This is a genomic window from Streptomyces noursei (genome assembly GCF_016917755.1).
GTDB lineage: Bacteria > Actinomycetota > Actinomycetes > Streptomycetales > Streptomycetaceae > Streptomyces > Streptomyces yunnanensis.
Genome location: NZ_CP070326.1, coordinates 5188759 through 5202690, shown reverse-complemented (window position 1 = coordinate 5202690; position 13932 = coordinate 5188759). Strand labels below are relative to the sequence as shown.

Here is a 13932-nt window from a genome sequence, read left to right as displayed (position 1 = left end):
TGCCGATAAATACGCGTCCGGAATTCCACGATCGAATTTGCGAACCGCCGATCTCTTGTTACGGTTCTAAGAGCCCGGTCGCTGGTGCATCCCCCGTCGCCAGCGACCGGGCGCTTCCATGTCCGGACGCAGTCCGTCCGACGTCGCCCCGCCGCCCCGTCGCAGCCGGGCCCTCATCTCCCCGAACTCCCGCCGCCCGGCGTCCAGTTGCCGCTGGAGCGCAGCAGCAGCCGCTCCCCCGCCGCGTCGGTGAACTCCGCCACCGCGCCGTACGGCAGCCGCACCCCGCCCACCATCGGACCGCCCGGCGTCTCGCACTCGCCCGGCGTCCCGTCCGCCGGCACCGCGCACTCCACCTGGACGCTCCGGCCGTCCGGGCGCAGCAACGTCAACGCGGCGCGCAGCGGGTCACCCGTGGAGTTCCGGAAGAAGGTGCGCGCCCAGGTGCGGCCGCCCTCGGTGAGCACGCAGGTCTGGGCCGTGATCCCTTCCCGGGAGGTGAGTTCGGAGCCGCAGTGGGTGGCGCGGGGGGCGGGGGCGGCGGTGGCGGCCCGCCCGGCACCGGGGAGGAGAGGGAGGGCGAGGCCGGTGAGCGGGTCGGTGACCGTGGCGGCGGGTGCCCTCGGGGCATCGGGGGCGTCCGGCGCCCCCGGCGGGAGGAGGGAGTCCGCCGGGCCGGCCGTCGCGGCGGCCAGAGGAACGGCGAGGGCGAGCACGGCGGTGCCGGCGAGCCCGGTCAGGCGGAGAATCCGCGCACGCTGCATGGGACCCACTTGCGAGAGTTACGAGGAATGCGGGAGGGGGGAGAAATGCCGGGGAAGCACCGTTCGCGACCTGGCGGACGGTATGCCGAACCTATCGGGCGCCGGGGGTGACACCGGGTGCCCGCGCACGCGATTCCTGTAGATATCGGGACAGCTCATACCCTTACGGGTGAACCGGATATGCGCGCTTTCCGGCCACCCGTTGTCGTCCGCGGGCAGTGGCTCAGTAGGCGAGCCGGCTGCCGCCGTCGGGGGTACTGGTGCTCGCCATCACCAGCGCGTCGACGATCGTGGCCACCTTCGGCAGCCAGGGCGCGGCCTGGGTGGTCGCCGGCGGGCGCTCCCAGCGGACCTTGCCGGCGCCGGTCGGGGACGGCGGCAGGACGAGGTAGCCGCCCTCGCCGTGGAACCGCAGCGAGCTGGGCACCCAGTCCTGAGAGCTGAGCAGCTCGCCCAACTCCGGCAGCCCGTACGGCGACACGAGCAGCGACCAGCGGGTCGGGGTGGCCACCACGGGGCCGATGCGGACGCCGAAGTGGTCCAGCGCGGCCAGCGCGCGGGCGCCCGCGACGGCCGGCAGGCTCACGGCGCACGGCGCCCGGCCACCGGTCGCCAGGACGATCGGCGCGTCCGGACGGTTGGTCCACCACCAGCGGATCATCCGGGCGTCGGTGGTCGCCGCCAGCAGTCCGGGGTCGAAGGGGTGGGCACCCGGCACCACACAATCGGCGTCGGGGCAGTTGCAGCGGCGGGGCGCCCGCTCACCGAGGCCGAGCCGACCGCCGGCCGGCTGCCGGCCGGCGGGCCGCAATCCGACGCCGGGGAGGACGGGCCACTGCCACTCGGTGGCGCAATGGAGCGCCGCACCGAGCAGCGCCGACCTCCCGCTGCGCCGGAACAGGGGCTTGCGTCGCCTTCCGAGGATCTCGCGCATGAGCGCTCGTTCCTTTCCGTTACACCGAGGGCTGGTCCGTCACGTCCTTCGCACTGCATGCCGATGCGCTTGGACATCGTTGGTGCATGCCGTTCGCAACTGCGGTTGTACTGCTCCGGGCTGGTGCGGGGTGGTGCTGCGGTCCGGTCGTGCAGTTGTGGCCGGCCTGGTGGTGCGACCCGGAGGTCCTTCGCGCTCGATCACCACACGCGGCGCTGTGGTCACCGCGTGTACGAGGCAGCGCATCACGCCGTACACCGGGCGTGGAACGTGGCGGAGGGTGGCGCGCGCATGGCGCTTGCGCTTCCGGTGGTGCCATCCCGCCACTGGGGAGTGCGTCGCGGTGGTCGCCGTATAGGACGCCGGTGCCGGCCGGAGAGTTCCGGTGCGGCCCCAACTGCCCCCGCACCTATCCGAGTACGTACCCGCCACGGTGGATATGACGCGCTGCTGATCGCCGCCAGCAGACCTCAAATTGACGCCCGGGGGGCTGTTTTCAGGCCAATCTACAGACCTCGCTGACACCACAAACCCCAAGGGGACAGTGCTGGACATCACATCGCTGGTGCGTGTACATGTGGAGGCATTGATAGCGGAGCAGCATGACATGGGGGTTTGCGATGCTATTGAGGAAATTGAGCGGACAGCCGTACCGCACAACATCACTCAACAAAACGCCGCACTCCCTGCCACATCGCGGCCTGACCTGGGGATTTGCCGGGCGCGACGTGGGTTGTCGGCCATGAGCGCCCCGCACCTCCCGAAAGTGGCTGGAATCGAACCAGCGCTTCCCGCTCCCGCGCACACTACCGACCCGCGCGCGACGCCCGCTTCCGCCGAATCCGCCTCCGAAACCACCGCTGACGACCCGTCCGGCGTCGCCGACCTCTCCACCGTGGACCGGATCGCCGCCGTCCAGGACCGGCTGGCCGGCTGGATCTCCGACCTCAGCACCCTGCACGACCTCACCGAACAGCTCGCCCGCACCCGCACCTTGGAGGACGCGCTCCGCGAACTGCTGCGGGCCGGCGCCTTCCTCGTCGGCGCCCGCCGCGGGCTGGTCGTCCTGGCACCCCAGGACGGACTCGGCCCGGAGACCACCGTCGGCCTGGGCCTGGGCCACGCCGAGATCGGCCACATCGAGACCGTGCCGCGCCGCGCCCTGTCGTACGCGCGGATACTGGACGGCCTCCCCGAGCCCGGCGCGGGCGACGACGCCGAGGCCCGTACCGAGATCGCCGAGCCGGACATCCCCGGGGAGAAGGACCTCGACCCCCGCCTGCGCGAGGTCGCCGCCCGCCTCGGCTACGCCGCCAGTTACGCCGTACCGCTCACCGCCGGCCCGGTCGGCCGGCTCGGCGCCGCGGTCTGGCTCTACGACGAACCGGCCGAGCCCGGCGACCGCCGGCGCCACCTCGTCGGCCTCTACCGCGCACACGCCGCCGAGCACCTCGCACGCCTCCTCGAACTCCACCGCAGCCGGCAGGCCGCCCGAACCCTCCGCGAGGAACTGCTGCCCAGCCGACTGCCGCGGATCCCCGGCGTCCGGCTCGCGGTGCGGCACGCCGCCGGGCCGCGCGGCGGCGGCGACTGGTACGACGCGCTGCCGCTGCCGGACGGCGCGCTGGGCCTGGCCGTGGGCTCGGTCACCGGGTCCGGGCCGAGCGCGGTGGCCGCCATGGGACGGCTGCGGGCCTCGCTGCGCGCGTACGCCGTCATGGAGGGCGAGGACCCGGTCGCGGTCCTCTCCGACCTCGAACTGCTGATGCGGCTGACCGAGCCGGCCCGCAGCGCCACCGCGCTGTTCGCCTTCACCGAGCCGCCGCCGGGCGCGTCCGGCGGGCCCGGCGGGCCCCCGATGCCGGCCGGGATCGGCGGTCCGGCGCCGCGCAAGATGGTGCTGGCCGGCGCCGGCCACTGCCCGCCGCTGGTCCTCGGCGATCTGCGGGCGGAGTTCGTGGAGACCTCGCTCTCCGCGCCGCTGGGCATGCTGGCCTGCTGGGAGGCGCCCAGCGTGGAGATCGAACCGGCCTGCGGCGAGACCGTGATCCTCTACAGCGACGGGCTGCTGCACCGCACCGGCGAGCCCATGGACCGGGCCTTCGCCCGTCTGCACTCCGCGGCGGCCGGCGTCCCCCGGGCCAGCCGGCACGACCCGGAGGCGGTGGTGGACCACATCGTGCGGGCCATGCTGCCGCAGGGCCTGGACGATCCCGCCTCCGAGGAGGACGTGGTCCTGCTCGCGACGTATTTCGAGGAGTAACGGCATAGCACTTAGACGAGCAGCGGCATAGCGGCGTGGCGCAGTAGCGGACATCGCCGCAGGTCACAGGGGGTGGGTGCGGCGGCGCCCACCCCCTTTCCCCGCGCTCCCGGACAGGTCGTGGCCGCCGACCCCTGGACCGATTCCCGCTCGCACTTACGATGGAATGCGGTTCAGTCTGAAAAGCCTTAAAAGGAGGCATGGTGACCGACGAGCTGACTCCGGAGACCCCGGACGAGGAAGAGCAGCCGATCAAGCAGCGCAAGAACGGCCTGTACCCGGGCGTATCGGATGAGCTCGCCGAGAACATGAAGAGCGGCTGGGCCGACACCGAGCTGCACGACCTGGAGCCGATCGAGCAGGCGCCGCACGCCGCACGCCGCCGCGCCGCGCTCTCCGCGCGCTTCCCCGGCGAGCGCCTGGTGATCCCCGCGGGCCTGCTGAAGACCCGCTCCAACGACACCGAGTACTCCTTCCGGGCGGCGACCGAGTACGTCTACCTCACCGCCGACCAGACCGACGGCAGCGTGCTCGTCCTGGAGCCCCGCGCCAACCCGGCCGACGGCCACGACGCCACGCTCTACCGCCTGCCCCGCTCCAACCGCGAGAACGGCGAGTTCTGGCTGAACGGGATGGGCGAGCTGTGGGTCGGCCGCCGCAACAGCCTCGACGAGTCCGCGGCGCTGCTCGGCGTCCCCTGCAAGGACGTCCGCGAGCTGTCGGAGCTGCTCAAGGAGGCCACCGGCCCGGTCCGGGTCGTCCGCGGCCACGACGCGACCATCGAGCAGGCGCTGCACGACAAGGTCACCGCGGAGCGGGACGAAGAGCTGCGGGTGTACCTCTCCGAGGCCCGCCTGGTGAAGGACGACTTCGAGATCGCCGAGCTGCAGAAGGCCGTCGACTCGACGGCGCGCGGCTTCGAGGACGTGGTCAAGGTCCTGGACAAGGCCGAGGCGACCAGCGAGCGCTACATCGAGGGCACCTTCTTCCTGCGCGCCCGGGTCGAGGGCAACGACGTCGGCTACGGCTCCATCTGCGCCGCCGGCCCGCACGCCACCACCCTGCACTGGGTCCGCAACGACGGCGCGGTCCGCTCCGGCGACCTGCTGCTGCTGGACGCGGGCGTGGAGACCACCACCCTCTACACCGCGGACGTCACCCGCACCCTGCCGATCAACGGCCGCTACACCGACCTCCAGCGCAAGATCTACGACGCGGTGTACGAGGCCCAGGAGGCCGGCATCGCGGCGGTGAAGCCGGGCGCCGCGTTCCGTGACTTCCACGACGCCTCCCAGCGGGTGCTCGCCGCGAAGCTGGTGGAGTGGGGCCTGGTCGAGGGACCGGTGGAGCGCGTCCTGGAGCTGGGTCTGCAGCGTCGCTGGACCCTGCACGGCACCGGCCACATGCTCGGCCTGGACGTCCACGACTGCGCCGCGGCACGCACCGACAGCTACGTCGACGGCACCCTGGAGCCCGGCATGGTGCTGACCGTCGAGCCCGGCCTGTACTTCCAGGCGGACGACCTGACGGTACCCGAGGAGTACCGCGGCATCGGCGTCCGGATCGAGGACGACATCCTGGTGACGGAGAGCGGCAACCGCAATCTGTCGGCGGCGCTGCCGCGCCGGTCGGACGAGGTCGAGGCGTGGATGGCGGGGCTGCTCGGCAAGTAGACCCCGAGATGTGACCGGCGCGCCGGGGCAGGTGGCTCAGTCCGCCCGCCCCGGCGCGCCGGCGTCTTCCGCGCCGCCGCTCCGCCCGCCGCCCCCGGTGCCGTACGCACCGGCGCGGGCCGCGGCCCAGACGGCGATGGCGGCCGACTCGGCGAGCTCGGGCTCCACGGGGCGGCGGGCGATCAGGATCTGGTAGTAGAAGGGCGCGCCGAGCGCCGCCATCACGGCCTTGGGGTCGGTGTCCTCGGGCAGCTCGCCGCGCTCGACGGCGCGCACCACCATCGCCCCGGCGAGGACCAGCCGCTCGTCGAAGAAGTCCCGCAGCGCGGTCGCGGCCTGGGGGTCGCGGGCCGCGGCGGCGACCACCGCCTCGATCAGACCGCGGCCCCGGGCGGCCCCGTAGAACCGCGCTATGCCGTGGGCCAGCGCCCGCAGGTCGCCGGGGAGGGTGCCGGTGTCCGGCAGCGGCACCCCGCTGCTCATGTCGGTCAGCAGCTCGCAGACGATCTTGTCGACGCTGCGCCAGCGGCGGTAGAGCGTCGCGAGGTGCACCCCGGAGCGCTGGGCGACCCGCTCCATGGTCAGCGTGGCGAAGCCGTCCTCGCCCAACTCCTCGAAGACGGCGTCCAGTACAGCTCGGCGGGTGCGTGCCGTGCGTCCTCCGGGGCGGGTCTCGCCCGGGGTCTGGTGCGCGGTCGTCACAGCGGCTCCGTTGCGGGGGTCGAGGTGCGGATCGCAGCGCGGATTGCAGTGCGGGTTCTGGCCAAGTATTGTCCAGGACAGATTAACGCGAGCTACTTCGCGTTAATCGTGGTGCCGCGCTGGTCTCGCTGGAAGAGGGGACGCCGCGGGGGAGGTCCTCCCACCGCGAGACCGCGCAGCCCACCTTTTCAAGGCCGAATTCCGGCCATTTTTGCGGCCCTTCCCGCTCTCCCGACTTGCCCGATCCGGCCCGGTCCGTCACCCGTCGGCTGCGCTCGGTACCGCTCCGCTCACGCCCCGGCGTCACCCTGTCCGTCCGCGGGCCGGAACGGCGGCCGGACCGCTCAGCGCAGCGCGTGCCGGTGCGCCGGGCGACGGACCTCCCACGTTGTGGGCTTCCCCGCCGTGTTCGTGGCGGAAGTGCGGGGCCGGTCACGCCAGGCTTCGGGCCAGCGCCCGCCCGGCCGCGCGGCCGGAGAAGATGCAGCCGCCCAGGAAGGTGCCCTCCAGGGCGTTGTAGCCGTGCACCCCGCCGCCGCCGAAGCCGGCGACCTCCCCGGCCGCGTACAGCCCGTCGAAGGGCGTGCCGTCCGGCCGGACCACCTGCGAGTCCAAGGTGGTCTCCAGGCCGCCCAGCGTCTTACGGGTCAGCAGGTGCAGCCGGACCGCGATCAGCGGGCCGTGCGCCGGGTCGAGCAGCCGGTGCGGCCTGGCGACCCGGGTCAGCTTGTCCGGCCAGTACTCGCGGGCGTTGCGCACCGCCATCAGCTGGAGGTCCTTGGAGTAGGGGTGGGCCACCGCCCGGTCGCGGGCCACCACTTCCCGTTCGACCGTCGCGTAGTCGAGGGGGGTCGACGGCTCCAACGCGTTCATCCCGGCGACCAGTTCGCGCAGCGTGCGCCGGACGACGAAGTCCTCCCCGCGGTCCAGGAACGCCTGGACCGGGCCGGGCGCGCCCTTCTTCACCCGTGCCAGCGCGAGCTTGAGGTCCTTGCCGGTGATGTCCGGGTTCTGCTCGGAGCCGGAGAGCGCGAACTCCTTCTCCACGATGGAACGGGTCAGGAGGAACCAGGTGTGGTCGTGTCCGGTGTGCACGATGTGGCGCAGGGTGGCCAGGGTGTCGTGGCCGGGGAAGAGCGGCGCGGGCAGCCGCCGGCCGGTGGCGTCCAGCCACAGCGACGACGGGCCGGGGATGATCCGGATCGCGTGGTCGGGCCAGATCGGGTCCCAGTTCTTGATGCCCTCGGTGTAATGCCACATCCGGTCGCGGTTGATCAGCGAGCCGCCGGCCCGCTCGGTGATCTGGAGCATCCGCCCGTCCACGTAGGCGGGCACGCCGGTGATCATCGACGTGGGGGCCGGGCCGAGCCGGTCCACCGGCCAGTTCCCGCGGACCAGTTCCTGATTGCCGCCGATGCCTCCGGAGGTCACCACCACCGCCTGCGCCCGGAACGCGAACTCGCCCGCCGCCTCGCGCGCCGAGGCCACCCCGCGCGGGAGGTCCGAGGGCGCCAGCGTGGTGCCGCGCACCCCGACCGCCGCGCCGTCCTCCACGATCAGTTCGTCGACCCGGTGCCGGTGCCGGAAGACCACCAGCCCGCGCTCGGCCGCGGCCCGCACCGGCTCGGCGAAGACCCGGACGACCTCGGGGCCGGTGCCCCAGGTGAGGTGGAAGCGGGGGACGGAGTTGCCGTGCCCGGTCGCCAGGCCGGCGCCGCGCTCGGCCCAGCCGACGGTGGGGGTCAGCCGCAGCCCGAGGTCGTACAGGTAGCGGCGCTTCTCGCCGGCGGCGAAGTCCACGTACGCCTGCGCCCACTGCCGGGGCCAGTGGTCCTCGCGGTCCCTGTCGAAGCCGGCCGAATCCAGCCAGTCGGACAGCGCGAGTTCGGGCGAGTCCTTGATGCCGGCCCGCCGCTGCTCGGGGCTGTCCACCAGGAACAGCCCGCCCAGCGACCAGAACGCCTGCCCGCCGAGGTTGGCCTCGCTCTCCTGGTCGACGACGAGCACCCGGCGCCCCGCACGGGTGAGTTCGTAGGTGGCGACCAGCCCGGCCAGCCCGGCTCCTACGACGATGACGTCGGCGTCGTCGCTCATTCCGCCACCTCGTTGCGCTCGCTCATGGGGGAGCTCCTCTACGGTTCGCGGCGGCCGTCGACACCCGGCCGACAACCTTGTCGCGTCCATGTCCGTAACAACCGATACAGGAACGTATCCGATGCGTCGGTGCCGCAACAAGGACCGCCAGGCGGATCGCCGGCCGGCCGCCCAGGTGCACCTCGCCCGAACCGCTGCAGGACACCTCGGGGACCGGCTTCTACTATGACGTGGACATCTGAGTGGACGTACTCCGTCATCGCCACCGCCGGCAGCGGCCCGGCCGGGCGTCCGGAGCGAACAGGGGGACCTGTCGTGGGCTTCATGGACCGCGTACGCGGCGAATTCATCGACATCATCGAGTGGACCGACGACAGTCGGGACACGATCGTCTGGCGCTTCCCGCGCTACGAGAACGAGATCAAGATGGGCGCCAAGCTCATCGTGCGCGAGTCGCAGGTCGCCGTCTTCGTCAACCAGGGCCGCATCGCGGACGTCTTCGCGCCGGGCATGCACGAGCTGCAGACGGGGAACCTGCCGATCCTGTCCACGCTCCAGGGCTGGAAGTACGGCTTCCACTCGCCGTTCAAGGCGGAGGTCTACTTCGTCACCACCCGGCAGTTCACGGACCTGAAGTGGGGCACGCAGAACCCGGTCACGGTGCGGGACCCGGAGTTCGGCATGGTGCGGCTGCGGGCGTTCGGCGGCTACGCGGCGCGGGTGTCCGACCCCGCCAGGCTGATCACCGAACTCGCCGGCACCGACCCGCAGTTCCGCACCGAAGAGGTCGAGGAGTACCTGCGGCAGCTGATCGTGGGACGGCTCGGCACGCTGCTGGCCAGCTCGGGCATCCCCATGCTCGACCTCGCCGCGCGCCAGGCCGAGCTCGGCGACCGGCTGGCCAAGGGGCTGACCGACGAGCTGGCGGCGTCGCACGGCATCTCGATCCCGAAGTTCATCATCGAGAACATCTCGCTGCCGCCCGAGGTCGAGCAGGCCATCGACGCCCGCAGCCGCATGGGCATCCTCGGCAACGTCGACAACTACGCGCGCCTCCAGGCGGCGGACGCGATCCGGGACGCGGCGAACAACCCCGGCGGCGCCGGCGAAGGCATGGGCCTGGGGCTCGGCATGGCCGTCGGCCAGCAGATGGCGCAGGCGTTCACGCCCCAGCAGAACCAGCAGCAGGCGCCCGCCGCGCCGGCCCCCGGCGGCGCGGCCGTTCCGCCGCCGCTCCCCGGCCAGCAGCAGTACCAGTGGTACGTGGCCGTGGACGGGCAGCAGCAGGGCCCCTACGACCACGCGACGTTCACCGGGCACATCGGCTCGGGTGCGATCCGACCCGGCATGCTCGCCTGGCGGGAGGGCATGGGGGCATGGCAGCCGGTGGAGAACGTGCCGGAGCTCGCCCAGCACTTCCGTGCCACCCCGCCGCCGCTGCCGCCGCAGGCGTGACCCACCGCCAGGAGGCCGTGACCCCATGAGCTACCAGCCGTACCAACCGCAGCAGCCGTACCCACCCCAGCAGCCCTACCCACAACAGCCCTACCCCCAGCAGGCACCGCAGCCGCCCTACCAGCAGCAGCCGTACCCGCAGCAGGCGCCGCAGCAGCCCTATCCGCAGCAGCCTTACCAGCAGCCGGCGCAGCAATATCCGCCGCAGCAGCCCCAGCAGTACCAACAGCCGCCGCAGCCACAGCAGTCGCAGCCCCCGCAGCCGCCGGCGCAGCAACAGCCCCCGCAGCAGTCCGAGCAGCAGCAGCCGCAGTCCTACGCCTGCCCGAGCTGCGGTTCCACCGCCGAGTACGCCCCCGGCAAGAACGCGCTGCGCTGCCCGAACTGCGGCTTCGAGCAGCCCATCGCCCCCGTCAACCGCGAGGTGCGGGAGCACGCCTGGGAGGAGCTGGCGACGCTGGCTCCCAAGCCGATGGCGGCCGGCGGGCACGTCCTGAAGTGCCCCGGCTGCGGCGCGGCCAACGAGACCACCGCGCTCTCCGGCCGCTGCCAGTTCTGTGCCACACCCTTGGTCGCCTCGGCCGCCACCGACCGGATCGTCCCCGAGGGCCTGGTGCCGTTCCGGGTGAACAAGCGGGACGTGCACGACAACCTGCGCAAGTGGGCCCGCTCCCGCTGGTTCGCGCCGAACAACCTCAAGACGGTGAGCTCGGCGGAGACCCTGCACGGGACGTATGTGCCGCACTGGACGTACGACGCCGCGACCGCGTCCGCCTACCACGGCGAACGCGGCGAGGAGTACACGGTCGGGAGCGGGGACGACAAGGAGACCAAGGTCCGCTGGTACCGCGTCAACGGCACGGTCCAGCGGTTCTTCGACGACGTCCTCGTCCCCGGTGTCGGACACCTCCCGGCCGACAAGCTCACCGCCCTGGAGCCCTGGCCGCTGAAGCAGGCGGTGGCGTACCAGGAGGAGTACCTGGCCGGCTTCCGGACCCTGCGGTACGACATCGAGCCGGAGTCGGGCTTCCAGACCGCCCAGGACAAGATGTCCAAGGTGATCGAGGAGGACTGCAAGCGGGACATCGGCGGCGACCGCCAGCGGGTGCACTCGGTCGACACCAACTACGGGTCGGTGACGTACAAGCTCCTGCTGCTCCCCGTGTGGTTCGCCTCGTACGTCTACAACGGCAAGCAGTGGCAGGTCATGGTCAACGCCGAGACCGGCGAGGTGACCGGCGACCGCCCCTACAGCCCCTGGAAGATCGCCTTCTTGATCCTCATCGTGGCGGTGGTGGCGACGCTCGCCCTCGTCCTGGGCAAGCACCACCACTGACGGGGCGCCCCGTCCGAGCCGCCGGCCGTGCCCCGTTCGAGGCGCGGCCGGCACGGCCGCCCTACTTCTGCCCGGCCAGGCTGATGATGACGATCAGGACGAACAGCCCGAGCAGGAGGGCGCCGCACCCGCCGCACCCACCTCCGCCACCGCCACCGCCGTTGATCTGCTGGGCACCGCCCGGTACGAGATGCGGATGGTGGCGGGCGTAGTGATCGATGATCCGCCGTTCCGCCTCGGACTCCGTGAGCCAGGGCGTGGTGTAGCGGCACTCCCCGCACGCGTTGCGAAAGGTAGCCACAACTCCCCCTAGATGTAGGCCACTTGATAAACAGGGCAACACGGGGCGGGTCGCTTGGCAACCCTCGGGAGGCAGACGGGAGCGCCCGGCCTACGACGCCAGCGGCAGCGCCGCGCCCTCGCGCCACTTGAGGATCAAATGGGGTGGGGTGAGGGCTGACCTGCGGATTTGCTACGAAAACCCTGCAGACCAGGGGAAACTGCGCTCGGTAGTTCTCACTGGTCCGCAGGGTTTTTCGGTGCGTTGTGCCCTGGAGGTGCCCTCGGAGGGCAGCACCAGGGGTTCGGCGCGTCGCCGCAGTGACGGCGAGCATGTTGTGACCATCTCGCGCTCTCGGCAGGAGAGTTCCTGCTCCCGCGGTCGGCCGGTGCGGATACGGTGTGGGCAACAGACCCATACAAGATCGATGGGGTGACATCAGGGGGGCGGATGGCCGAGGGGCCGGTGCTCGCGAACGTGCACTTCGGGCGCGAGGACGCCGAACGGGACGTGAGTGATGGGTTGCTGTTACGCGGTGGTTTTCTACCCAATGCCGCGTATCGCGCGTCAGTGACCGGACGGAAGATGCTGATCATCGGCCGCAAAGGCTCGGGCAAGAGTGCCATTTGCGCGCGATTGATGGCGGACAGCGAGCATTACGACAGTAAGGTCCTGGTCACTCCGGACGAAGCGGCAGGAGAAGAGGTCCGCCGGTTCGAGTTGCAGGGGCTGCCAGGAGACTCGGCGAAAGCGCTGATCTGGCGGTACGTCTTCGCCGTGCACGCCGCACGACACCTGGTAACACATGCAAAGAGTACTCATGGGCGGAAGCCCGACTCTCTGAAAGCTCTGTGCCGTTTCCTCAAGCAGAACGACGACCTGTCAGACGGACGGTTGGGCGACCGCTTGGCGCAGGGTGCCAAGCGCCTGCAGACGTCCCTCTCCCTGGAGGCATTCGGTGTCAAGGCAAGCATGGACATGGCGCAGTCCCCGTCGGAGGGGACGCGAGCTGCCCGGCAGCTGGAGATCGTCGAACAGGGGGTTGTGAGGGCTTTCACCGAACTCGACTGCGACAGCGCCCACCGGCCCCTGCTCCTTATGGTCGACCAGTTGGAACAGGTGTGGTCCGCAGAGCCGGACAGCAACTCGATGGTGATCGGACTGTTGCTGGCGGCAAAGCACGCCGCCAGCCTCTACGGGCGGTCCGTAAGGTTTCTACTGTTCCTGCGCTCCGACATCCACGACTCGCTGTCGTTCGGAGAAGGCGACAAGTTCCACGGCGACGAACTGCGGATCGCTTGGACGGAACAGGCACTGCGGGACCTCGCCCTAGCCCGAGCACGGGCTTCCTCCAGAGCCGAACTGACCCCAGAGCGACTGTGGCGGGAAATCTTTCCAGAGACCGTGCAGGATGAGGAAACACCGAAATTTCTCTTCAGCCGCTGTCTACCACGGCCACGGGATGCCATCCAGCTCCTCAACCTTTGCCAGGAGACGGCCTGGCTGATCCACGGCCGGGATCACATCACGGAGGCGGACGTCCTCCAAGCGAGTCGGCAGTTCTCCGCGTGGAAGCTCAAGGACCTGGCCTTGGAGTACCTGGTCGCGCACCCTTTCCTCAAGCACCTCTTCCCGCTCTTTCAGAACACCGGCTATGTGGTTACCCGTGTCGCGCTCAGCAGCCGTTTTATGTCGGCGACCGAGACTCTCCATCGCTTGTTCCCCGCTTACGCGGACGCGCTGACGCTCTCTGGGGTCATCGACATTCTGTATGGGGTGGGCTTCCTCGGAGTCCGGCGCGGAAACGACGTGGTGTTCGCAGGCAACGATGATCTACCAGCGCAACCGCACGAGACTGAGTTCCACGTTCACCCGTGTTTCCGTGAAGCGCTCGGCGCAACCAGTGCGATCGACCTCCGCCACTATGAGCCGCTTCTGGCCAGCGATCGCATCGCCTCCGGCAACATCAGTTTCGCAGCGTCGGCAACAACTGCCCTCAACCGTGACGACCGGCTAGTGCGGGAGCTCATCCGATCCTGCCATTCCATCCTCGCCCAGGTTGGACGCGCTGTGGGCCTGGCACACGATGCCCGGGACGAGATCACTCAGCAGATCAGCCGGGTGCTCGATGACGCCAACGGCATCTCCGCGGGCGACAGCTCCCTTGATGTGGATGCCCATCTCCTCACCACTGCCCACTACTTCATCACCCTGGCTGCACAACTTCTCGCGAGCGGTCTGGATGAGACGGCTGGTGCTGGAGGTGTCGCCCACCGGATCGAGGAAGAGGCCCGCCGTCTGCGTCGTCTGGCAGGCGGCTCTTACGGCAGCTCGGGTGACTCAGCGGGAACCTGAACTGCCAACAAGGGGTGATACGCGTGAAGGCATTCCGGGACAGGCCGTCGCATCATGACGGCAACCCGTCTAGGGG

Annotated in this window: 10 protein-coding genes; 5 read left to right on the top strand and 5 right to left on the bottom strand. The window is 70.8% G+C overall.

The features are described 5' to 3' along the window. Positions 1-173 precede the first annotated feature (173 nt). Together JNO44_RS22935 and JNO44_RS22930 are read right to left on the bottom strand one after the other, a co-directional pair. On the bottom strand, positions 174-764 hold the full coding sequence (locus JNO44_RS22935; protein WP_205365902.1) for a hypothetical protein: 591 nt from the start codon (positions 762-764) through the stop codon (positions 174-176). Positions 765-987: 223 nt separating this feature from the next. After that, positions 988-1698, bottom strand: a complete 711-nt coding sequence (locus JNO44_RS22930) for a bifunctional DNA primase/polymerase (RefSeq protein ID WP_073444250.1) — start codon at positions 1696-1698, stop codon at positions 988-990. Between the two features lie 544 nt (positions 1699-2242). Between JNO44_RS22930 and JNO44_RS22925 the strand changes: the two genes are divergently transcribed. Next, positions 2243-3961 (top strand): PP2C family protein-serine/threonine phosphatase, encoded by a 1719-nt coding sequence (locus JNO44_RS22925; RefSeq protein ID WP_420882669.1) that lies wholly within the window; start codon positions 2243-2245, stop codon positions 3959-3961. 203 nt (positions 3962-4164) lie between these two features. After that, the gene (locus tag JNO44_RS22920) at positions 4165-5634 is read left to right on the top strand and encodes an aminopeptidase P family protein (protein ID WP_205370276.1); all 1470 of its coding nucleotides are present in this window, start codon (positions 4165-4167) and stop codon (positions 5632-5634) included. Positions 5635-5670: 36 nt separating this feature from the next. Here JNO44_RS22920 and JNO44_RS22915 read toward each other — a convergent pair whose 3' ends face one another. Together JNO44_RS22915 and JNO44_RS22910 are read right to left on the bottom strand one after the other, a co-directional pair. Beyond that, positions 5671-6336: a TetR/AcrR family transcriptional regulator gene (locus JNO44_RS22915; RefSeq protein ID WP_205365900.1), complete on the bottom strand. Its 666-nt coding sequence runs from the start codon at positions 6334-6336 to the stop codon at positions 5671-5673. A gap of 432 nt (positions 6337-6768) precedes the next feature. Next, positions 6769-8430 carry an FAD-binding dehydrogenase gene (locus JNO44_RS22910; RefSeq protein WP_205365899.1) on the bottom strand — a complete coding sequence of 554 codons (1662 nt, stop codon included), beginning with the start codon at positions 8428-8430 and terminating at the stop codon, positions 6769-6771. 225 nt (positions 8431-8655) lie between these two features. Here JNO44_RS22910 and JNO44_RS22905 point away from each other — a divergent pair, with 225 nt between their 5' ends. Beyond that, positions 8656-9885, top strand: a complete 1230-nt coding sequence (locus JNO44_RS22905) for an SPFH domain-containing protein (protein WP_235093862.1) — start codon at positions 8656-8658, stop codon at positions 9883-9885. 25 nt (positions 9886-9910) lie between these two features. Beyond that, the gene (locus JNO44_RS22900; RefSeq protein WP_205365898.1) at positions 9911-11221 is read left to right on the top strand and encodes a TFIIB-type zinc ribbon-containing protein; all 1311 of its coding nucleotides are present in this window, start codon (positions 9911-9913) and stop codon (positions 11219-11221) included. A gap of 61 nt (positions 11222-11282) precedes the next feature. Here the strand turns inward: JNO44_RS22900 and JNO44_RS22895 are convergent, their stop codons facing one another. Further along, the gene (locus JNO44_RS22895) at positions 11283-11522 is read right to left on the bottom strand and encodes a hypothetical protein (RefSeq protein WP_039634533.1); all 240 of its coding nucleotides are present in this window, start codon (positions 11520-11522) and stop codon (positions 11283-11285) included. A gap of 429 nt (positions 11523-11951) precedes the next feature. Between JNO44_RS22895 and JNO44_RS22890 the strand changes: the two genes are divergently transcribed. Continuing rightward, positions 11952-13856, top strand: a complete 1905-nt coding sequence (locus JNO44_RS22890) for a P-loop ATPase, Sll1717 family (RefSeq protein ID WP_205365897.1) — start codon at positions 11952-11954, stop codon at positions 13854-13856. Positions 13857-13932: the final 76 nt, after the last annotated feature.